The organism is Larsenimonas suaedae (assembly GCF_023712105.1).
Classification (GTDB): domain Bacteria; phylum Pseudomonadota; class Gammaproteobacteria; order Pseudomonadales; family Halomonadaceae; genus Larsenimonas; species Larsenimonas suaedae.
Genome location: NZ_JAMLJI010000002.1, coordinates 348,269 through 368,047 on the forward strand (window position 1 = coordinate 348,269; position 19,779 = coordinate 368,047).

The 19,779-nt window shown below is 62.3% G+C and carries 16 protein-coding genes and 1 riboswitch; of the genes, 6 read left to right on the plus strand and 10 right to left on the minus strand.

The window, feature by feature from the left end; genetic code table 11:
* Positions 1 to 150: 150 nt before the first annotated feature.
* The 5 genes from NAT49_RS07575 (at position 151) to NAT49_RS07595 (ending at position 6,372) form a co-directional block, all read left to right on the plus strand.
* Entirely contained in the window at positions 151 to 1,551 is a 1,401-nt protein-coding gene (locus tag NAT49_RS07575; RefSeq protein WP_251592844.1) for a sugar porter family MFS transporter, read from the plus strand.
* 10 nt (positions 1,552 to 1,561) lie between these two features.
* Entirely contained in the window at positions 1,562 to 2,452 is an 891-nt protein-coding gene (locus NAT49_RS07580) for an SMP-30/gluconolactonase/LRE family protein (RefSeq protein WP_251592846.1), read from the plus strand.
* Between the two features lie 119 nt (positions 2,453 to 2,571).
* Positions 2,572 to 3,900 carry a DUF2252 family protein gene (locus NAT49_RS07585; RefSeq protein ID WP_251592847.1) on the plus strand — a complete coding sequence of 443 codons (1,329 nt, stop codon included), beginning with the start codon at positions 2,572 to 2,574 and terminating at the stop codon, positions 3,898 to 3,900.
* Between the two features lie 58 nt (positions 3,901 to 3,958).
* A riboswitch (cobalamin riboswitch) is annotated at positions 3,959 to 4,143 on the plus strand.
* A gap of 36 nt (positions 4,144 to 4,179) precedes the next feature.
* A complete protein-coding gene (locus tag NAT49_RS07590; RefSeq protein WP_251592848.1) occupies positions 4,180 to 4,854 on the plus strand; it encodes an energy-coupling factor ABC transporter permease in 675 nt (224 codons plus the stop codon).
* 384 nt (positions 4,855 to 5,238) lie between these two features.
* Entirely contained in the window at positions 5,239 to 6,372 is a 1,134-nt protein-coding gene (locus NAT49_RS07595) for a YncE family protein (RefSeq protein WP_251592849.1), read from the plus strand.
* A 170-nt stretch (positions 6,373 to 6,542) separates the two neighbouring features.
* On the opposite strand, the gene NAT49_RS07600 is transcribed toward NAT49_RS07595, so the two are convergent.
* From NAT49_RS07600 to NAT49_RS07610, 3 genes are read right to left on the minus strand one after another with little or no spacing between them, the layout of a single operon-like run.
* Positions 6,543 to 7,562: an L-idonate 5-dehydrogenase gene (locus tag NAT49_RS07600; protein ID WP_251592850.1), complete on the minus strand. Its 1,020-nt coding sequence runs from the start codon at positions 7,560 to 7,562 to the stop codon at positions 6,543 to 6,545.
* Positions 7,563 to 7,615: 53 nt separating this feature from the next.
* A complete protein-coding gene (locus NAT49_RS07605; protein ID WP_251592851.1) occupies positions 7,616 to 8,392 on the minus strand; it encodes an SDR family oxidoreductase in 777 nt (258 codons plus the stop codon).
* Between the two features lie 12 nt (positions 8,393 to 8,404).
* Positions 8,405 to 9,784, minus strand: coding sequence for a GntP family permease (locus NAT49_RS07610; protein WP_251592853.1), 1,380 nt, complete (start codon positions 9,782 to 9,784; stop codon positions 8,405 to 8,407).
* Positions 9,785 to 10,040: 256 nt separating this feature from the next.
* On the opposite strand from NAT49_RS07610, the gene NAT49_RS07615 reads away from it, so the two are divergent.
* A complete protein-coding gene (locus NAT49_RS07615; RefSeq protein ID WP_251592854.1) occupies positions 10,041 to 11,240 on the plus strand; it encodes a glycerophosphodiester phosphodiesterase in 1,200 nt (399 codons plus the stop codon).
* Between the two features lie 22 nt (positions 11,241 to 11,262).
* On the opposite strand, the gene yccS is transcribed toward NAT49_RS07615, so the two are convergent.
* From yccS to NAT49_RS07650, 7 genes are all read right to left on the minus strand, one after another.
* Positions 11,263 to 13,446 (minus strand): YccS family putative transporter, encoded by a 2,184-nt coding sequence (gene yccS, locus NAT49_RS07620; RefSeq protein WP_251592855.1) that lies wholly within the window; start codon positions 13,444 to 13,446, stop codon positions 11,263 to 11,265.
* Between the two features lie 213 nt (positions 13,447 to 13,659).
* A complete protein-coding gene (locus NAT49_RS07625) occupies positions 13,660 to 14,109 on the minus strand; it encodes an RbsD/FucU family protein (protein WP_251592856.1) in 450 nt (149 codons plus the stop codon).
* Between the two features lie 71 nt (positions 14,110 to 14,180).
* Entirely contained in the window at positions 14,181 to 15,245 is a 1,065-nt protein-coding gene (locus NAT49_RS07630; RefSeq protein ID WP_251592857.1) for an ABC transporter permease, read from the minus strand.
* A 1-nt stretch (position 15,246) separates the two neighbouring features.
* The gene (locus NAT49_RS07635) at positions 15,247 to 16,767 is read right to left on the minus strand and encodes a sugar ABC transporter ATP-binding protein (protein WP_251592858.1); all 1,521 of its coding nucleotides are present in this window, start codon (positions 16,765 to 16,767) and stop codon (positions 15,247 to 15,249) included.
* Complete coding sequence (locus NAT49_RS07640; protein WP_251592859.1) at positions 16,767 to 17,381, minus strand: DUF2291 family protein; 615 nt, start codon at positions 17,379 to 17,381, stop codon at positions 16,767 to 16,769. Before NAT49_RS07640 ends, NAT49_RS07635 begins: the two co-directional genes overlap by 1 nt.
* Positions 17,382 to 17,436: 55 nt before the next feature.
* On the minus strand, positions 17,437 to 18,381 hold the full coding sequence (locus NAT49_RS07645; RefSeq protein ID WP_251592860.1) for a D-ribose ABC transporter substrate-binding protein: 945 nt from the start codon (positions 18,379 to 18,381) through the stop codon (positions 17,437 to 17,439).
* Positions 18,382 to 18,689: 308 nt separating this feature from the next.
* Positions 18,690 to 19,703, minus strand: a complete 1,014-nt coding sequence (locus tag NAT49_RS07650; RefSeq protein WP_251592862.1) for a substrate-binding domain-containing protein — start codon at positions 19,701 to 19,703, stop codon at positions 18,690 to 18,692.
* Between the last annotated feature and the right edge of the window lie 76 nt (positions 19,704 to 19,779).

Sequence of the window (19,779 nt, forward strand, 5' to 3'; positions counted from 1 at the left end):
CCTGTTCGGCCGGGCGTGGCCCTGTCTGTTTGGGCGGCACCGGTGGCCTATTGGCCTTTGGTGTAAGCCACCAAGGTATATGTTGAACATTCAACGTTTATGTTCAACATAAGGCGCTCGGATTGAGCCTTGCCCCTGGAGGAGATGGTCATGACAACCACGACGTCATCAGAGCCCGCGCAGCGTCAAAGTCTGCCGGTGGTGTATGTAATCGGCGCCATCGCAGCGCTTGCCGGCCTGCTGTTCGGGATGGATATCGGCGTCATTTCAGGCGCGCTGCCGTTTATCGAGCATGAGTTCAACGCAAGCGACCACACCCAGGAGATCATCGTCAGCTCGATGATGTTCGGCGCGGCCTTCGGCGCCGCCAGCGGCGGGTATCTGTCTCGAAAAGCCGGGCGCAAGATTACCCTTGCGGTCAGCGGGGTAGTGTTCGTTGTCGGTGCGGTGCTGTCGGCGCTGGCGTGGTCGACCGATGCCCTGATCGGTGCGCGCATCCTGCTCGGCGTCGCGGTCGGCATTTCCTCCTACATCGCGCCGATGTATCTGTCGGAAATCGCGCCGGAGCGCATTCGCGGCACGCTGATCGCGTTCTATCAGCTGATGATCATGGGCGGAATTCTGCTGGCCTACCTGACCAACGCGGCGTTCAGCTACTCAGGGGGCTGGCGCTGGATGCTCGGCGTGATCGCGATTCCGGCGTGCCTGTTGGTCATTGGCATGATCTTTCTGCCCAAAAGCCCGCGCTGGCTTGCAAGCGCCAACCGCCCGGAGGAAGCGCGGCGCGTATTAATGCGTCTTCGCGGCCACAATAAAGAAGAGGTCGACGAGGAGATGGCCCGCATTGAGGAAAGCCTCAAGGTCGATCACGCCGGCTGGCGCCTGTTTCGACGCAATTCGAACGTGCGACGCTCGGTCGGGCTTGGCATGCTCTTGCAGTTCATGCAGCAGTTCACCGGCGCCAATGTCATTCTTTATTACGCCCCGCGCATTCTGGAACTGGCCGGCTACGGCAGTGCCACCGAGCAGCTCTGGGGCACGGTCGTGATCGGGCTTGTGATGACGCTTGCCACCTTCATCGCCATCGGCTTTGTCGACCGCGCCGGACGCAAGCCGCTTCTCTACATCGGCTTTACCGTGATGGGAATTTGCATGATCCTGCTGGGGGCGCTGTATGAGTACGGGCTTGAAAGCGCGTTTGCCAAGTACGCAGCCCTTGGTCTGCTCGGTGCGTTCGTTGTCAGCTACGCGATGTCGGCAGCGCCGATGGTGTGGGTGCTGTGCTCGGAAATTCAGCCGCTGAAGGCGCGCGATTTCGGGGTGGCCTGCTCAACGGTCACCAACTGGGTGGCCAACATGATCATCGGCGCGACGTTCTTGACGCTGCTCAATACCCTCGGCAACGCCCACACCTTCTGGCTCTACGCCGGTCTGAACCTGTTTTTCATCGTGCTGACGCTGTTTCTGGTGCCGGAGACCAAGGGCATTTCGCTCGAGAAGATCGAGCAGCGACTGATGCGTGGCGAAAAACTCAAGCACATCGGCACCTGAGGAGATCACCATGCCAAGCTCTTGCTCAACGCCCGGCCTAAGCCCGTGCCTGACCCTGACGCTCTCACTGGGTGAGGCCGCGCTCTGGGACACGCGCGCGGCTACGCTTTACTTCGTCGACATCAACGGCGGCGAACTGCACGCGTTTGATCCCGCCACCGGCGCGCACCGAGTCCGCGTCTTCGACGAGCCACTGGCGTGCGTGGCGCTCACCGACGATGGCTTTGTCGGGGCGTTTCGCTCAGGTCTTTGGCAACTCGACGCGCACGGCGCGAAGGAGACCCTTCTGGCTGCGGGGCCGCAGGCGCCCGATATAAGCTGGTGCAACGACGGGCGCTGCGACGCGGCGGGCCGCTTCTGGATCGGCACCAAGCACGCCGGGGAAACCGAGGCCAGAGCGGGGCTTTTCTGTTTCGACGGTGGTCGACTGACGCCCCACCTTGACGGCATTACCGTCGCCAACGGGCTGGCGTTGAGCCCCGACGGCAGGACGCTTTATCACACCGACAGCCCGTCACGGCGCATCGAGCGGTTCGCGCTCGACCCGGCAACGGGCCAACTGGGGCCCCGGGAAACGTTTGTCGATCTCAAGGCGCTGGGCCTTGCCGGAGTGGCCGACGGCGCCGCCGTCGATGAGGCCGGCGATTACTGGGTTGCGCTCTACGGCGGCAGCGCCATTGCCCGGTTCAGCGAGCGCGGCGTACTGCGCGAAACCCACTCCCTGCCGGTGCCTCAGCCCACCCGGGTCGCCTTTGGCGGGGCGGATCGAAAAACGCTCTTTGTCACCTCGGCCCGCCAGGGCTTGAGCGAGGCAGCACTTGCGCAGGCGCCGCTCTCCGGATCGCTTTTTTCGATGCGCGTCGACACACCCGGGCTTATCGAGCACCGTCTCACGCGTTAGGTCTTTGGCCTCCCCCGAAAGCGCTTTCCTCACGCGTCGGATCGGCTACCCTTGACGTCGACCGCCGCGCCCTTGTGGCTCGCCACCCGGGCCGGCTTTGCCGCCTCAGGAGCCACCGCATGACCCGACTGCTTGAGCACCACAATCGCGCCCGACGCGTGCTGGATATTCTCGATGCCGACACGGCCTGGTTGAGTGAGCCTGATCGACGCGCCCGCTTTTTGAAGATGAGCGCCTCGCCGTATGCGTTCTTTCGAGGGGCCAACGCCCTTTATTGGGCTGACGTGTGGCACGACTGGCGGTTTGCGCTGTTCGGGGGCACCGAATATACCCAGAACTGGCTGCAGGGCGACGCCCACGTCTACAACTTTGGCGCCTACGGCCATCATGACGACGCCGTACGCTACGGCCTCGATGACTTCGACGACGCCCTCATCGGCGATTACCAGTACGATCTTTGGCGGCTGACCATCAGCGTCGTGCTCGATGCCCGCGAAAATGCAGGCCTTGGCCCGGACGCGACCACGAAAGCGCTCACCCACCTGATTGCGGCGTATCAGAATGAACTTGCCCGCTTCAGGCAGGGCGGCGTGCCCGAGGCCGTGAGCCTTGAGAACGCACCGAAGCGGCTGATGCCGTTTCTTGAAAAGACCACGCGCAGGAATAGCCGCGCGGCCCTGCTGGCCAAATGGACCGCACAGGAAAACGGCCAGCGCCGTCTTGCCGACCGCCCCGGCAAGCTCAAGCGACTGCCGGCGCACCTTGCAAGCCAGCTCACCCATGCCATTACCCACACCTACCCGGCCACGAGGACCCAGCCGCGAGACGGCGATGAAGCGTTCAAGGTGCTCGACACCGCCCGACGCATCGGCGCGGGCACCGGGTCGCTCGGCATCGACCGCTTCTACGTACTGCTCGGCAACGGCAATGTCGACGATGACGTCATCCTCGACGTCAAGGCGCAGACGCCCCCCACCGCCTACCAGCGCATGAGCGATGAAAACCGGGCGCTCTGGCACGAGGCCTTCGCGCACGAAGGCGAGCGTCACGCCGCCGCCTTTCGCGCACTTGCCGAACACCCCGATTGCTGGCTTGGCTGGCTCGAGATGGACGGTAAGGTGTTCTCGGTGCGCGAGCGCTCTCCGTTCAAGAAGGATTACCCCACTCACAAGGTCAAAAAGGCCAAGACCTATCGAAAACTCGCCGCCGCGTGGGGACGCATTCTGGCGCACAGCCATATTCGTGGCGCCCACGCGCTCTGGCCGGACAGCCCCGGCCGCTTTGCGACAAGCGTATGCAGCCAGATCGACGCCCGCCCCGAACGCTTCAGGCAGGTCGTCATTACCCAGGCCTTTGCCTACGCCGATTGCACCGTGCGCGATCACCGGGCCTTTCTTGAACACCGCATTGCCGCGCTTTTGGCAACCGACCGAGACGCACCGCAGTAAGTCGCGCACACCCCGCGGCTCTTGTACCAAAAGGCGACACGTAACGGCCTTCGAACGGCGTATGCTGTGGCCGTTCGGTACGAACGCCTCTCAGGCGTTCCCGGGAATTCGGTGCAACGCCGAAGCTGCCCCCGCAACTGTAAGCGACGAGCGCCCTCGAGATGCCACTGATCACCCGATCGGGAAGGCCGAGAACCGCCATGACGCGCAAGCCAGGAGACCGACCGAACACCTTCTATCAACCGCTGCACGGTGGGTGCAGCCCATGGAGTGAGTCTCATGCATATCGAACCGGGCGTCGTGACAGGCGCCAAACTGCTGTTGAGTTACGCAACCGCGGCGGGTGCGCTTGCGCTTTCGGCCCGTCTTGTCTGGAAAAGTGTTTCCCAGGAGGGCGGCATTGCGGGCGCCGTACTCAAAAGCACGCTGGCGACGCTTTTGGTGTTCTGCTTCTTTCAGGTGCTGCCGCATCACCCGGTCGGCGTCTCGGAGGTGCACCTGATTTTAGGCTCGACGCTTTTACTGCTGTTCGGTGCCGGCCCCGCCGCCGTCGGCCTGGCCGGAGGCCTGTTGATACAGGGGCTTTTGTTCGCGCCGTTCGATCTGCCGCAGTACGGCATGAACGTGACCACGCTTCTGGTGCCACTTCTGGGCATCCATGCCCTCGCCCGGCGCGTGATTTCGAAAGGTACCCGCTACGTTGACCTGACCTACGCGCAGGCACTCAAGCTCTCGACCGCCTATCAGGGTGGCATCGTTGCCTGGGTGGCGTTCTGGGCGGTCTACGGTCAGGGGCTTGAAAACGCGGCAGGCATTTTGACGTTCGGGGTGGCCTATCTGTCGGTCGTCCTGCTCGAACCCTTGATCGACCTGGGCGTTCTGGCCACGGCCAAGCGGCTTCATCGTCTCTCGGGCACAATGCTGTTCACCCGGCGACTGCTCCACCCGGCCTGAGCCGGCTCGCAACAACACGCGCCCGCCCCGGCGGGCGTGTGTCGCCCTGTTCTTGTCACCTTGCCCTTTTGCCCGCCAGATTACCCGCCTTATCGGCCAAGCCGCCCACAGTGCGTCCAACGAACTGCTTGCCACACCGCCGATGCAGAGGCCACATCGCGTGAACGGCGTCTGCGCGCCTGCATCTATTTTTTGATCGAAGTGCATGAATTCTGGTCGCGGCGGATGAAAAGCGCGCGCCGATCAGATAGGCTCATGAGAATCATTACAATTTAGCAATGACTATCATACTCGTTAGCATCGACATAATCGCCGCATCGCCTGCCAACGAGCTACGCACTCATCTCGATACACCACACATCGACACAACTGCAGGGAATCATCATGGTTATAAAACGCTCGCGCGCGCTGCTTATCGGGGCCCTTTCGACCCTGCCGCTCTGGGCGCTGCCCGCAGGCGCGGCCGACACGGCCGCCGCATCAAGTACGGTCGACACGCAAACCCTGCCTGCCGCAAATTGGCAGGTACGCACCGACCGGGCGCTGGCGCATGCGCTTTATGAACTTGCCTACAGCCCGTCCATGGACGCGCTGTTTGTAGCCAGTGCCGGCGGGTTCGAGGACAACGCCAAGGGCGTGGTCTATCAGCTTGATCCGGAGTCGCTCGAGGTCCAAAAACGCTGGGCGCTGCCGGGCCAGGCGTTCGGGCTGGCCTTCGATGAGGCCACCAAAACGCTGTACCTGGGTGACACGCTTGATCAGAGCCTCATTCGGTTGAACGTTGAAACCGGTGATACAGAGACCCTGCAACTGGCCAAGCCCGCGCCGGAGCCGGCCGAGGGCGAGGAAAAACCGTTCGGCCCCAATCCGCGCCAGCTGGTGCTCTCCCCTGATGGCCAGACCCTCTACATTTCAGGCGTAGGCACCGAGAGCGTGCTGTGGGTGGTCGATACCAAGCGCTTTACGCTCGAGAAGACCGTTACCGGGTTCGGTGAGTGGGCCACGGGCCTGGCGCTCGATGCAGACACGAACCGGCTCTTCGTCTCGACCTATAAGGACAACGCCGTGCGGGTGGTCGACACCACCGACAACACCCTCGTCGATCAGTGGCCCACCGGCGGCAAAAGCCCGCTTAACCTGGCGCTGGACAAGGCTAATCACCACCTGTTCGTGACCCACGCCAAAAGCAACGCCGTAACTGTGCTGGATACCCGAACCGGAAAGCAGGTCACCTCGATCGACCTCGGGGGTGACAGCCTGGCGGCTGCCTTCGACGCCCCCGAGCACCGCCTATTGGTGAGCCAGCGCGACGCCAGGAAACTTTCGATCATCAATACCGATGAGTTAAGCCTTGAAGGGCAGCTGCCGCTCGAGACCGCCATGCCCAATAGCCTTGCGCTTTCACCGGATGGAAAGCGCGTCTGGCTTACGCTCAAGCAGCCGATCAAGAAAGTCGGCGAGGTCTACAAGGCGGAAAAACCGGATCACGTCGCAACGCTTTCCCCCGCGAAAAGGTAGTCCGCCGCGCCATCAAGGCGCGCGACCGGCGCCCTGACCGTAAAAAGCCCGCCAAATGGCGGGCTTTTTTTGCAGTCGAGCACACGATCACGTCAGCACGCACCCAGGCAGCCTGTGCTCGGGCAGCCTGTGCTCGGGCAGCCTGTGCTCGGGCAGCCTGTACTCGGGCATCAGTGCGTTTCGGGCCACAGCTCGATCAACACCTTGCCGGAGGCCTCGGCGTCCTTGGCGGTCGCGAACGCCTCGACTGCGTTGGTGGCCGGCACTTCATGCGTGATGACCTGATCGAACCGGGCGTCACGGGCAAGAAGCTCAATGGCCTCATCCACTTCCTGATTGAACCGGAAGCAGCCGCGCAGCTGGATCTCCTTCGAGATCAATGTGGCAAGCTCCAGCGGCTGGGCGCCGGCGCCCATCATGCCGATCTGGGCGATGACGCCTGCGCGACGCACCGCACGGATGGCGGTATCGATCGAGGCCGGCACACCCGAGCACTCGAGCGCAACGTCAAAGGCCTCGGCCTCCGGCGTCTGCTCACCGATGCGGATGGTGTGATGAACGCCAAGCGCGCGGGCGCGCTCGAGCGGGCCATTGACCACGTCGGTGACCGTGACCGACTGCGCGCCCTGAATCACCGCCGCCGCCGCCGTCAGAAGGCCAATCGGCCCCGCGCCGCAGACCAGCACCCGCTTGCCCTCGACGCCGCCGGCCACATTGATGCCGTGAAGCGCAACCGCCAGCGGCTCGGCAAGCGCGGCGCGCTTGAGCGGAAGCCCCTCCGGCAGCACGCGAATCATGCCGCGGGTCACCACCAGGTACTCACTCATGCCCCCCTGGGTATGCGGCGTGGTGGACGCAGACCCCAGATACGCGCCTTTCGGCCACAGGTGCGGCAGTGCTTCAAGGCCCGGCTGGCTTTCGCCGAACGTGGCCGGATGAAAGGTGACCGGCGTGCCCGGCGCAAGCTCGCCCGACGGGTCAAGATCGACGGTACCGGACAGCTCATGGCCCGGGATCAAGGGTTCACGCACCACGAACGCCCCGTTGGCACCGTCGTGATAGTAATGAAGGTCAGAGCCACAGATGCCGCCCCAGCTGATGCGAACCCGCACCTGCCCGGCGTCGGGCTCGGGCGTGTTCCACTCCTGCTCGCGCAGATCCTGTTTGCCATGAATGACCAGTGCTTTCATCGTTGCGCTCCGTTCTGGGCAATATAAAGAAAAACCATCAAGGGCCGGCCCTGTCAGACCACCGAGGTCATGCCGCCATCGACGAAGATGTTCTGCCCCGACACAAAGGCAGAGGCGTCCGAGCAGAGATAGATCAGCGTGCCCAGAAGCTCATCGAGGCTGCCCCAGCGCTGGGCGGGCGTGCGTGCCTCGACCCAGTCATTGAAGGCCGGGTCCTGCCACAGCGCCGTGTTCATGTCGGTCTTGAAATAGCCCGGCGAGATACAGTTGACCTGAATATTGAAGCGCGCCAGATCAGCCGCCATGCCCTGGGTCAGCATCGCGACGCCGCCCTTGGAGGCGGAATAGGGCGCGATGGTCTGACGTGCAAGCTTCGATTGCACCGAGCCCAGATTGACGACCTTGCCCGAGCCGCGCTCGCTCATCGCAGGCGTCAGCGAGCGCGAGACATAGAACACGCTCGAGAGATTTGAAGCCAACACCGTATCCCAGTCTGCGGGGTCGTACTCATTGAACGGCGCGCGTCGCTGAAGGCCTGCATTATTGACCAGAATATCCGGCACGCCGACACGCTCGAGCAGATCATCAAGCGCGGTGCGCACACTTTCTGAGTCCGTCACGTCAAACGACGTGGTGTGCACCTCGACGCCGGTTTCGTCAGAAATCGCCTGCGCCTCGCCGTCGAGCTGGGCCTGATCGCGGCCGTGCAGAATCACGCGCACGCCGTGGCGAGCAAGACCGCGCGCCAAAGCGTTGCCGAGCCCGCGGGAAGAACCGGTAACGAGGGCCAGACGGCCCTCGAGATCAAACAAGGAAGTACTGCCTGTCATGAGGTCTCTCTCTTAAAAAACGGCGTAAACGGCGTAGGCGAGCAGGAAACCGACCACGGACTCGAGCGCCTGCTGAACCGTCCACGTCTTGAGGGTGGTCTTGACGTCCATGCCGAACAGCCGACCGACCAGCCAGAACCCGGAATCGTTGACGTGACCGGCAAAGACGGAGCCCGCGGCGGTGGCGATGGTGATCGCGACCACATCGATGGAGGAGTAGTCACCCGCCGCGACCGCCGGTGCCATGAGCCCCGCCGCCGTCACCAGCGCAACCGTTGCCGAGCCCTGGGCCAGGCGCATGATGACCGCGACCAGATACGCCGCAACGATGACCGGAAGGCCGAGATCGCTCAGCGAATTGGAAAGCGCATCACCAATGCCCGAGGCGCGCAGAACGCCACCGAACATGCCGCCGGCGCCGGTGATCAGGACGACCGAGCAGATCGGGCCGAGTGAGGAATCAAGGGTTTTCTCGAGCGCGTTGCCGTCCATGCCGCGGCTGCGACCGAGTACGAGCATCGCGACCAGCGTCGAGATCAAAAGCGCGATCGGGGTGCTGCCAAGTGCGGACAGCAGCTGATACCAGCCCTGGTCGCTGTCGACCATGCCGAGCGAGCGCATGAAATCGAGGCCGGTGTTCATGAAGATCAGGACCAGCGGCAGCAGCAGCATGCCGATGACGGTACCAACAGATGGCGGATTGGAAATGCTGTCGTCGTCGACCTTGCCGAACAGCGAATCGGTCATGGTGAACGGATGCTGCTTGGCGGTGACCTTACCCCACATGTAACCGGACACCCACCACATCGGGATCGCAAGGATCAGACCGACCAGAAGCAACAGTCCGAGATTGGCGTTATAAAGCTCGGACGCCGTGACCGGGCCCGGGTGCGGCGGCACGAACACGTGCATGACGGAAAACGCCGCCGCGGCCGGAATGGCGTACAGAAGCACCGGGCCACCGAGACGGCGGGCAACGGCGAAGATCACCGGCAGCATCACGATCAGGCCTGCGTCGAAGAAGATCGGGAAGCCCATCAGGAGCGAGGCAACACCGAGTGCCAGCGGCGCCCGCTTCTCGCCGAACAGCTCGATCATCTTGTCGGCCAGCACCCGCGCGCCGCCCGAATTCTCGACCAGCTTGCCGAGCATGGCCCCAAGACCGACCAGCAGCGCCACGGCGCCGAGCGTCTTGCCGAAGCTGCCCACCATGGTCGGGACGATGGCCTCTGCCGGAATACCGGTTACAAATGCGGTCAGAAGACTGACCAGAATCAGCGTCAAAAACGCATGAACCCTGAACTTGATGACCATGACCAGCAGTAGCGCAACGGCGCCTGCGGCGATCCCAAGCAGCGGCCCTGCCGACATCGTTTGAGTCCATCCATCCATTGTTGTGCTCCCGCGATCGGTGTTGCTCAGTTATGTTAGCGATAACATCGTACAGAACGCGGCTGTGGTGGATACACGACCTTGGTTTGATATCGCGATAACAGCATAGTGATCCGGGATGACGTGACGGTGTCAGTTGCGACCACTCGGCGCCTCGGACGAGCCCTTCGAACTGGCACGTCGGCGGGGGGCCGCCATACTGAATGTGCCGGCCGGACAACCTGACCGGCGTCATGAACACTCAGGGAAATCTTGTATGTCTTCACATCACCCGATCGCCCGTGCATCGCTTTTGACCCTCGCCATTGCGGCAGCGCTCTCGTCCACGCCGCTACAGGCCGCCGACACCAAGCCCGCGCCTTCCCTTTCGCAGACAAGCGCCGCGCTCGGCATTCCTGAGCCTACGGTGATTGCCCACCGGGGGGATCCCTTCAACGCACCGGAATCCACGCGACCTGCGTACCTGCTGGCGCGCGATCTGGGCGCAGACTATCTGGAGCTTGATCTACAGCGAACGAAAGATGGTCAGCTCATCGCCCTCCATGACAACACACTCACGCGCACCACCAATGTGGCTGATGTGTTCCCAGAGCGCGCCGAGGCCCCGGTCAGCCAGTTCACCCTGGCCGAGCTCAAGCAACTGGACGCCGGCAGCTGGTTCAATAAGGCCTACCCCGACCGGGCCCGGCCGGGCTTCAAGGGGCTTAAGATTCTGACACTCGATGAGATTCGCGCCATTGCCGAGGGCGGCCCCAACCACCCCGGGCTCTACATCGAAACCAAGGTGCCAGCCCAGTTCCCGGGCATTGAACAAGACTTGAAACGGTACCTGAAGGACAGCGACTGGATCGGGGCAACGGCTCGGTCACACTCGGGCAGTGAGCGCCAAGACAGTGTCCACCAAGACAGGGAACGCCCCAGCGCGGTCAATGTCGGCTATACGCCAGGCCGGGTCATACTGCAGACGTTTGAGAAAAAAAGCCTGGATGCGTTGCAGCAGCAGATGCCGAACGTACCGAAGATCCTGCTGCTATGGGGCGGGGAAGGCTCGATCCCGCTCGAGAAATCAGCCCCGCAGGGCGCGAATGAGACAGACGCCGATTACTACGCACGCCAGCAGGTTGCCTCACGGGCCGATTACGGGGAGTGGCTTCGCTACGCCAAGGACCACGGCGCCATCGGGGTCGGGCCATCAACGGTTCAACACGCGCATGATGGCATCTTTTCGCGCCAATTCAGCTATATGGAGCTGGCAGCCCCATGGATGGTCGATATGGCGCATGAACACCATCTGCTCGTGCATGCCTATACCGTGGATCAATCAACCGATCTTGACACCTACCGCCAGCGAGGCGTGGACGGCTTTTTCACCAACCGCCCCGCCGTCGCCCTCAAGCGCTTTGGGCGGACACCGGCGCAGTCTGTCAACGACCTCTTGAGCGCCTATGGCTACTGATCGCGGTGGTCAGCACCGGCGCTCAGGCCGCGCGCACGCTCGCACCGGAGACACTTTGCTGAAGGGTGACGGCCTGCTGGCGTACGGTGCTTAAAAGCCTGCAGATCAAAAGAAGCTCCATCTGCACCAGCTGATACGGCGCCTGCATCTCCTGGGTGGAGGCCTTGAGCTCGGCCTCGATCCCCTGGCCCTCTTCATCCGAGGTGGGCACTGGGCGCCGTTCGAGCAGATGTGTTGCGATGTCTTCAAGCGCACGCGCTAGGTAGTCGCTTGCGCGGTCAAGCAGCTCCAGATGCGGGTGGGCCGGCAGCGCGTCGCGGTGCGCGCCGAGCGCCGAGAGGTAGTTCAAAAGCGTATGCGCGGTCACCATCAACGGCAGGCACTCCTCGGCGTCCTTGCGAAAGTGCCCCGGCTCCAGCGCGATGTTTGAAAGCGCAGACGTCAGCGCCATGTCGGCGTTGTGCGCGTTTCGCCGCGCCAGCCGATAGGCCAGATTGTCCTGCTTGCCGGCGCCGTACTGACGAATGAGCTGGCGCAGGTAACCGCCGTTGTGCTTGAGCGCGTCCGCCGCGAGCTGATGAATGCGCCGCCCCTTCCAGTCCGGCAGCACCAGAAACACCGCAAGCCCGGTCAACGCACTTCCGATCACGGTATCGATCAAGCGCGGCCACAGCACGGTGTAGCCATCGACCACCTGATTGAAACAGCACACCACCAAAAGCGTGATCGCCCCGGTCGCCAGCATGTAGCGGCTCTGGCGGTAAACGAAAAACACCACCCCGGCCAACACCGCGATGCCGCTTTGAATCAACGGCGAGGGAAATAGCGTCAACGACGCCCAGCCAACGATCAGGCCGAGCACAGTACCGCTGATGCGTTCGGTCAGTTTCAGCCGGGTCGAGCCGTAGCTTGGCAGGCACACAAAAAGCGTCGTCAGAAGAATCCAGTAGCCGAGCGCGATGTCGGTAGCTATTACCACCCCGTAGCCGGCCACCAGGGCAAGCGTGAGCCGAAGCGCATGACGGAAGATGCTCGATTTCGGCGTCAGGTGCTCACGCACACGCGCCCAGGCGTCTCGAAGCGACTGCGGCGAACGGTCATACAGGGTGCTGTCTGCTTCCGGCTCGATGTCGGCCGGGGCGTGGGCGCGGCCGAGTTCCTGCTCCAATACGCTCAGGTTGTGGGCCAAGGCATCGACCGCACTCAACGGCGTGGCGTCAAAGCTTGCGCGGTGGTCGTGCAGGTAGGCAAGCGAGGTGTTGAGGTCGTTCATCGCGTGGGGGTGGCGGGTGTCCTTGAGCGTCTGGCGGCGACGAATCGAGCGCCCGAGTTGCCGGCAGGCGTAGGCCTGGCTCTTTAGAAGCCGCTGGCAGCGAAACAGCACGTCACTGTGAAAGAAGGCCTCGGCCAGCATGTGATACGGGTAATGGGTCGAGCTTGCTCGCTCGTGGATGCTCTGCGCGATGAAATAAAGCGTCAGGTAGCGCTTGAGCGTTGGCTGGGCGCGCTTGCTGTCGAGCCGGTTGATGATCGATTCCTTGACCTGATTCATTGCCATCACCACCTGCGTGTTCTGGCGGGCAAGCGAGAGCCGAATGTCGTCGACGTCCTTGTTGTTGGACGGCTCGAACAGCGAGGCTTTCAAAAGAAGGTACTCGCTTAGCTGCCGGTACAGCTCGGCGAGCCCCTGCTGCACGGGCTGACGGGAAAACAGCGCACACCAGAGCACCGACAGCGCCCCGTACCAGGCCGCGCCAAGCGTCAGCATGACCGGCTCGAACCACCACACGTGCTCGACCTGGCTCTGGTCGACCCCGATCATCGTATAGACCGCCAGAATCAGCGTGGCCCGCAAGATGGTGCCGTACCGCTCGCCGACGGCGGCCCCCATCGTCAGACAGAAGCTGCCAAGGGTCAGCCCCGCGACGAACTCGAGCGGCCGAGGCATCAGCCACTGCACCCCAAGCGCGGTAATGAAAAAGAGCACCAGCGTGACGCCCACTGCCTGCATCCGGCCCCAGACGTTGTCGTCGGTTTCCGAAAGCGCGCAGGCGATGATGCCCAGAAACCAGGGGATGACCCACGATACATGCCCAAGCCCCCAGCCAAGCACCATCGCCCCGCTCAGTGCGATGAAGACCTTGAGCCCGGAGGAAAAGCGTTTGACGGCCCAGAGCCGTTGAAGGGAAAGCAGTATCGAAGTCACGGTGGGAAAGCGCCTCTGATCGTGAACGGCCGGCAGCGACAAAAGTAGACCAAAGTCTAACATTACAGCCCTGTTCGGGTCAGGGCTCCATGAAAAAACCGCCCGAAGGCGGTTCTTTTATCGGCATGGGCCGTTCAAACCTCTGGCCGCGATACCACGCGCGATCACGTCATGCACGATCAAGCTCCGCATGACCAACTCACGCGCGCCGGCTCAACCGGCCTCGCCGAAGATAACGCCCTTTTTCAAGAGAAAGCACCCATAGCCGCGCGCCTCACCCGTCACCACCACCGCAAATGCCTGCCGGGTCGCTTCATAGAAGGCGAAGCGCTCGAGCGAGGCCATTTCGGCGCGCTCAGGCTCAACGGTCTTCAAAAGCTCGGCCATTTCCTGTTGCACCTCGGGGAGCGTCGAGACCGCCTCGCCCACCACTTCCATACGGCGAACGGGCCGCTCGACGAAGCTATCAAGCGGCAGCACCGAAAGAATCGCCTCGGCGGCCTCGAGCGCGGTATTGCCATCGAGTCGAATCACCGGCCGGCCCGCTGCGAGCGAGGTCGCGGGGAAGTTTCGATCGACCAGCGCGAGGTCATCGCCATGGCCCATGGTGCGAAGAACGTTTAGAAGCTCGCCGCTCAGGATCGGGTGAATATTCTTTAACATCACATACTCTCTGATCACGCCGATTGCGCCTGGCAATCGGCGACTTGGAAAAATCGCCGGTTCTGGCGGGCTCAGGTCTGCTTGACGATGGCCGCCTTGTGCTGCAGCCGGTTCTGTTTCTGATCGATGATGACGGCCACGATGATGACCACGCCCTTGACCACCATCTGCCAGAACTCGCTGACGCCCATCATGACCAGGCCATCGGCCAGAATGCCGATCACGAACGCCCCGATCAGCGTGCCCGTGATCGAACCACGTCCGCCGGCAAGAGAGGTGCCGCCAAGCACCACCGCCGCGATCGCGTTCATCTCGAACGCAATGCCGGTGGCCGGGTGGCTTGCGACCAGCTGGGACGACACCACGATGCCGGCAAGCGCGGCGCACAGGCCTGAAATCGTGTAGACCCAGACCTTGACCTTGTTGACCTTGACCCCGGAAAGCTCCGCCGAATGCTCGTTGTCGCCGATGGCGAACACGTGCCGGCCGAACTGGGTCTTCTTGGCGATGTAGGCAATGACGGCCGCCAGCACGAACATCATCCAGATGGCGTAGGGCAGGCCAAGCAGCTTGCCGGAGCCGATCTCCTCGAAGCCGGTGTTGCCAAGCTGAGGATTGCCGGAAAGGCCCGTGAAGGTTTCACCGCCGGAAAGCAGCATCGCCGCGCCACGCACGACGTACATGGTGCCCAGGGTGCAGATGAACGGCGCGACGTTGTAGCGGGTAATCAGGAACCCGTTGACCGCCCCGATCAGCCCGCCGATGACCAGCACCATCGGGACCACCAGCCAGATGCTTGGGAAGATCGCGATGCCAAGCATCGGCAAAACGATGCCCTTGGTGATCAGCCAGCCGGCCACCATGCCGCAAAAGCCCAGAATGGCCCCGATCGACAGATCGATGCCGGCGGTAATGATGACAAAGGTGATGCCAAGCGCCAGGAAGGCGTTGATGGCGATGTGCTTGACCATGATGATCAGGCTGCTCGGCTCCAGAAAGCCCGGCACCATCGCGGTAAAGAAGCCGACAATCAGAAACAGCGCGATGAACGTTCGAAGTTTCAAGACCAGCAGCAGCAGGTTGTCCTTCGACAGCATCGAGGCGGACTTGGTGGCGTGTTCGTTGGGTGTATTCATGCTAGAGCCCTTGTGCGCTGGCCGAGACCAGTGCGGATTCTGTCGCGTCGTGACGCGATACGTTAGCGGTGAGCTTGCCGCCGGACATCACCAGGATGCGGTCCGAAACGGCCATGATTTCCTTGAGGTCCGAGGTCGAAAACAGCACCCCGATGCCCTTTTGCGACAGCGACACCATCATGTTGAAGACGTCGCCCTTGGCCCCGATGTCGATGCCGCGCGTGGGCTCATCGAGCAGCAGCATCTTCGGATCGGTCAGAAGGGTCCGCCCGATCACCACCTTTTGCTGGTTGCCGCCGCTGAGCGCACGAATCTCGATCTCCGGCGAGGACACCTTGATCGAAAGGCCCTTGATCGCGGTCTCGACCGCCTGAGCCTCGGCGGTTTCATCGATGGTGAATCGGTGCTTGAGCCGGCGCCACAGACTCGAGATCGTCATGTTGTTGCTGACCGAGGACACCGGGAAGATGCCGTTTTTCTTGCGATCCTCCGGCACCAGACACATGCCGCGCTGAATCCGCTCGCTGGTGCTGGTGGCCTCGTTCACGGCCGTGCCGGAAAGCGTGATGTCGCCCACGTAGCGCTGAAGCCCGAGCAGACACTCCATCAGCTCGGTGCGCCCGGCCCCCATCAGCCCGTAGATGCCGACGATCTCGCCGGCCTTGACGTCAAACGACACGTCATCGACCAGCGTAAGGCCCGTCGGGCTGACCAGCGTCAGATCACGCACCTCGAGCACCGGGTCACCGAAGGTGCGCTCGGCCGGCAGAAAATCCGACACCGGGTCGTTACCGAGCATTTCACGCACGATCCACGGCACGTCGATGTCCTTGATCAACGCCTCCGACTGAAGATTGCCGTCGCGCAAAATGGTGATGTGATCGCCGATCGCCATCAGCTCCTCGAGCCGATGCGAGATGTAGATGATCGATACGCCCTGCGCGGTCAAATCACGAATGACCTCGAACAACAGCTCCACTTCGGTCTTTGAAAGCGCAGATGTCGGCTCGTCCAGGATCAACACGTCCGCCTGATCGGCCAGCGCCTTGGCGATCTCGATCAACTGCTGCTGACCGACCTTCAGGTTGGCCAGAAGCTCCGACGGCTCGATTGCCTGATTGAGCCGCGCCATCAGCTCGCGGGTGATCCGGTGCTGCTCGGTGGTATCGAGAGGCATCAGCCCGCGCTGTTTCTCGCGGCCCAGGAAAATGTTCTCGGCCACGCTCAGATTGCCGAAGAGATTCAATTCCTGGTGCACCATCCCGACGCCGTGGGATGCGGCGTCGCGGGTGCTGCTGAACGTGACCGGCGCCTCGTTCAAGAAGATGCGACCGGAGCTCGGCTGCTGAACGCCCGCCAGAATCTTCATAAGCGTCGACTTGCCGGCGCCGTTCTCGCCGATGATCACGTTCACCTTGCCGCGATGAACCCGGTAATCCACCGCGTTGAGCGCGACCGTTCCGGGGTAGATCATCGAGATCCCCTCGGCGCGCATCACGATGTCTGTCTGCGCGTCCGCCATCACGGGGTTCTCCGCTCGATCTGAATCGGCACCGCATCGCGCATCTTGCCCTGATCAAGTGTCACTGCCGCGATCACCGACACCGGTGCCCCGACCCAGCTCTCATCGGGCACGTTGGCGCCCTCGATCGCCCGGGTGTTGAACTCGCGCGAGATTTGAGCGAAGCGAATCTGATTCTTGAAATCATCAAACGGCACATGCGTCGAGGCGTCGCGAATGGCGTTGCCGCGCACGATGCGTCCGGTTTGAAGCTCGATGCTGCGGTCATCGACCTTGAGCGTGACCGAGCCACGGATCTTGCTGGTATCGACCGCCTCGATCACGCCGTCAAAGTGCACGAACGCGCTGGTCGCATCCGCGTCACCGCCGGCCTCGAGGCGGGGCTTGAGGGCCTCCCACTCAACGAACTCGGTTTGGGCCTCGGGCAGGATCTTGGGCGCCCACAGGGTATCGGCCACCTCTGAAAGGCTCATGTGCTCGTAGCTGACCTTCGCGTTCGGGTCCGCCGGGATGATCGGGTTACCGTCCTCGTCGAGGTCGGTCACGGTACAGGCGCTGAGTAGGTGAAGGCACAGAACCACACCTGCCAGTCGGGCTATGGAGTTAAGACGCATGGACACACCTGCGGCGAACGGGCCGGGTTCGGCCCGTTCGCGCGTGCTTGGAGGGTTACTGTTTGAGGGTGAAGTTTTCGAGCTTGTCGGCGTTCGATTTATCGATCAGAACGCAGTCCATCAGCTGCTTCTCGGGCATGCCGGTCGAGCCTGTACGGATGTACTTGTCGGCCTGCTCGACGACGCGCTGAGCCTGGGCGTAGGCCGGCTGCATCACGGTCGCCTTGATGTTGCCACCCTTCAGGATGGAGTCACGGGCGTAATCGAGGCCGTCGAAGCCAACGATGAAGACGTCATCCCGCCCGGCCGATTGCAGCGCAGCCTCGGCGCCAAGCGCCATGGAGTCGTTGCCGGTGATGATGCCCTTGATGTCGGGGTTGGCCTGCAGGATCGACTCGACTCGGCTGAAGGCTTCGGTCTGGCTCCAGTTGGCCGACTGCTGAGCGACCATCTCGAACTCGGGGAAGTTGTCCAGAATGTCGTGGAAGCCGGCGCTTCGGACCTGCGCGTTGGTGTCGGATTCCGGACCCAGAAGTTCGACGTACTTGCCGCCCTCGCCCATCAGCTCGGCGAATTTCTCACCGGCAAGCTGTGCGCCCTGGAAGTTGTTCGACACGATCTGGGTGACGACCACACCGGTCTGGTTGATTTCGCGGTCGTACAGAAACGCCGGAATGCCGGCTGCCTTCAAGCGCTTGAGTGAGCCAACGCTCGCCTCGGAATCGGCGTTATCGAGCACCACGGCCTTGGCCTTGCGCGCGATGGCGGTCTCGATCAGCTGGTTCTGCTTGTTCACATCGCCATCGTGGGAGGCAGACAGCGTTTCATACCCAAGCTCCTGGGCCTTGTCCTTTGCGCCTTCCGCGCCGGCCTTGAAAAACGGATTGTCGTGCGAGGGCGTGATGATCGCGATCAGGCCGTTGCTTGCCAGCGCACTGGTGCTTGCAACGGTCAAAAGCGTCGCCGCCATGATGCTTTTCAGGAAAGTGGTCTTTTTCATTGTTTTCTCCGCCGGGGCGTACCGATGAAATAGCAAACGATTGCGTAAACGTTTGCTATTTCTAAGCCAGAGCTTTGATCGCTGTCAACGCGCACGGTCGAAATGAACAAATAGCGTATTTTTTACCTGAATTAAGCCGTATTTTTCGCACATTCATGTAATTTGGCTACATACGCCAAACCCATGATTTTAGAGCGTTCGCTCGCATTCACGGCCGTTACGGATGGATGACATCGGCGATCTCGCCGGCCCGCACGTGCCAAAGATTTATTTCGATAAACACGTGTATACGAACGTCTCGATCATCCTCATTTCTTCGAGAGCGCCCTGACCGAGGACCGGATGACCAGGTCGGGTTCGAGCATGATCACTCGCCCGGTCTGGCGTGGGTTGTCGATGCGCTCGATCATGGTCGCGACCGCCTGCTCGGCGAGCCGACGCTTGGGCTGATCGATGGTGGTCAGCGGCGGGCTCAGATAGGCCGAATACAGACAGTTGTCGTAGCCGATGACCGACAGCGCCGCCGGAATATCGATGCCGGCAAGTTGCGCTTCGCTCATCGCCCCCATCGCCATGGCGTCGTTGCCGATGAACACCGCACTCGGGAGCGTCTCGCAGGCGAGCAGCGCGCGCATGCCGAGTCGCCCACCCTCGAACTCGAAATTCGATTCGATCACCCATTCCGGGCGCACGCTGAGTCCGGCTTCGGCCATCGCCTCGAAAAACCCGTCGTAACGCTGGCGCGCCGGCAGTTTCTCGAGCGGCCCGCCAATGTAGGCAATCTGGCGGTGGCCCTGCTCGATGAGATGATTGATGGCAAGGTGAGCCCCCTTGAGCGAGTTGTCCTGAATGCGGTCGACGTAATCGCCCGACGGCCCCCAGTCCATCACCACCATCGGCAAATCGCGCTTGCCAATGGCTGCACCGAACAGCGAGTCGTCGTATTCCGAACACATCACCAGAATGCCATCGACCCGCTTTTGCGACAGCATCAGAAGGTAGGAGGTGGTTTTCTCGAGCTCGCCGTCGGTATTGCAGAGCACCAGGTTGTAGCCCTGCTGATAGCACTGGCGCTCGACCTCCTTGACCACCTCGGCGAAAAACGGGTTCAACGTGGTGGTGACCAGCATGCCGAGGCTTTTGGTGTTCTTGCTCTTGAGGCTTCTTGCCACCGCGCTCGGGGCGTAGTGAAGTTCATCGGCGGCGCGCATCACCCGCTCGTGGGTGGCCGGCGCCACGAACCGGGTCTTGTTCAATACATGCGATACCGTGGTGGTCGATACCCCCGCCAGTAACGCCACATCCTTGATCGTTGCAGACAAACGCGTGCTCCTTTCTCGCTGTACGATTCATTCCCCTTAAGCGCCTGAACCGCGGGCTGGCCTCGGTGCCCCTTGA

Coding starts and splice junctions, on each gene's coding strand:
- NAT49_RS07575 (WP_251592844.1), top strand. CDS start 151: ATGACAACCACGACGTCATCAGAGCCCGCGCAGCGTCAAAGTCTGCCG.
- NAT49_RS07580 (WP_251592846.1), top strand. CDS start 1,562: ATGCCAAGCTCTTGCTCAACGCCCGGCCTAAGCCCGTGCCTGACCCTG.
- NAT49_RS07585 (WP_251592847.1), top strand. CDS start 2,572: ATGACCCGACTGCTTGAGCACCACAATCGCGCCCGACGCGTGCTGGAT.
- NAT49_RS07590 (WP_251592848.1), top strand. CDS start 4,180: ATGCATATCGAACCGGGCGTCGTGACAGGCGCCAAACTGCTGTTGAGT.
- NAT49_RS07595 (WP_251592849.1), top strand. CDS start 5,239: ATGGTTATAAAACGCTCGCGCGCGCTGCTTATCGGGGCCCTTTCGACC.
- NAT49_RS07600 (WP_251592850.1), bottom strand. CDS start 7,562: ATGAAAGCACTGGTCATTCATGGCAAACAGGATCTGCGCGAGCAGGAG.
- NAT49_RS07605 (WP_251592851.1), bottom strand. CDS start 8,392: ATGACAGGCAGTACTTCCTTGTTTGATCTCGAGGGCCGTCTGGCCCTC.
- NAT49_RS07610 (WP_251592853.1), bottom strand. CDS start 9,784: ATGGATGGATGGACTCAAACGATGTCGGCAGGGCCGCTGCTTGGGATC.
- NAT49_RS07615 (WP_251592854.1), top strand. CDS start 10,041: ATGTCTTCACATCACCCGATCGCCCGTGCATCGCTTTTGACCCTCGCC.
- NAT49_RS07625 (WP_251592856.1), bottom strand. CDS start 14,109: ATGTTAAAGAATATTCACCCGATCCTGAGCGGCGAGCTTCTAAACGTT.
- NAT49_RS07630 (WP_251592857.1), bottom strand. CDS start 15,245: ATGAATACACCCAACGAACACGCCACCAAGTCCGCCTCGATGCTGTCG.
- NAT49_RS07635 (WP_251592858.1), bottom strand. CDS start 16,767: ATGGCGGACGCGCAGACAGACATCGTGATGCGCGCCGAGGGGATCTCG.
- NAT49_RS07640 (WP_251592859.1), bottom strand. CDS start 17,381: ATGCGTCTTAACTCCATAGCCCGACTGGCAGGTGTGGTTCTGTGCCTT.
- NAT49_RS07645 (WP_251592860.1), bottom strand. CDS start 18,381: ATGAAAAAGACCACTTTCCTGAAAAGCATCATGGCGGCGACGCTTTTG.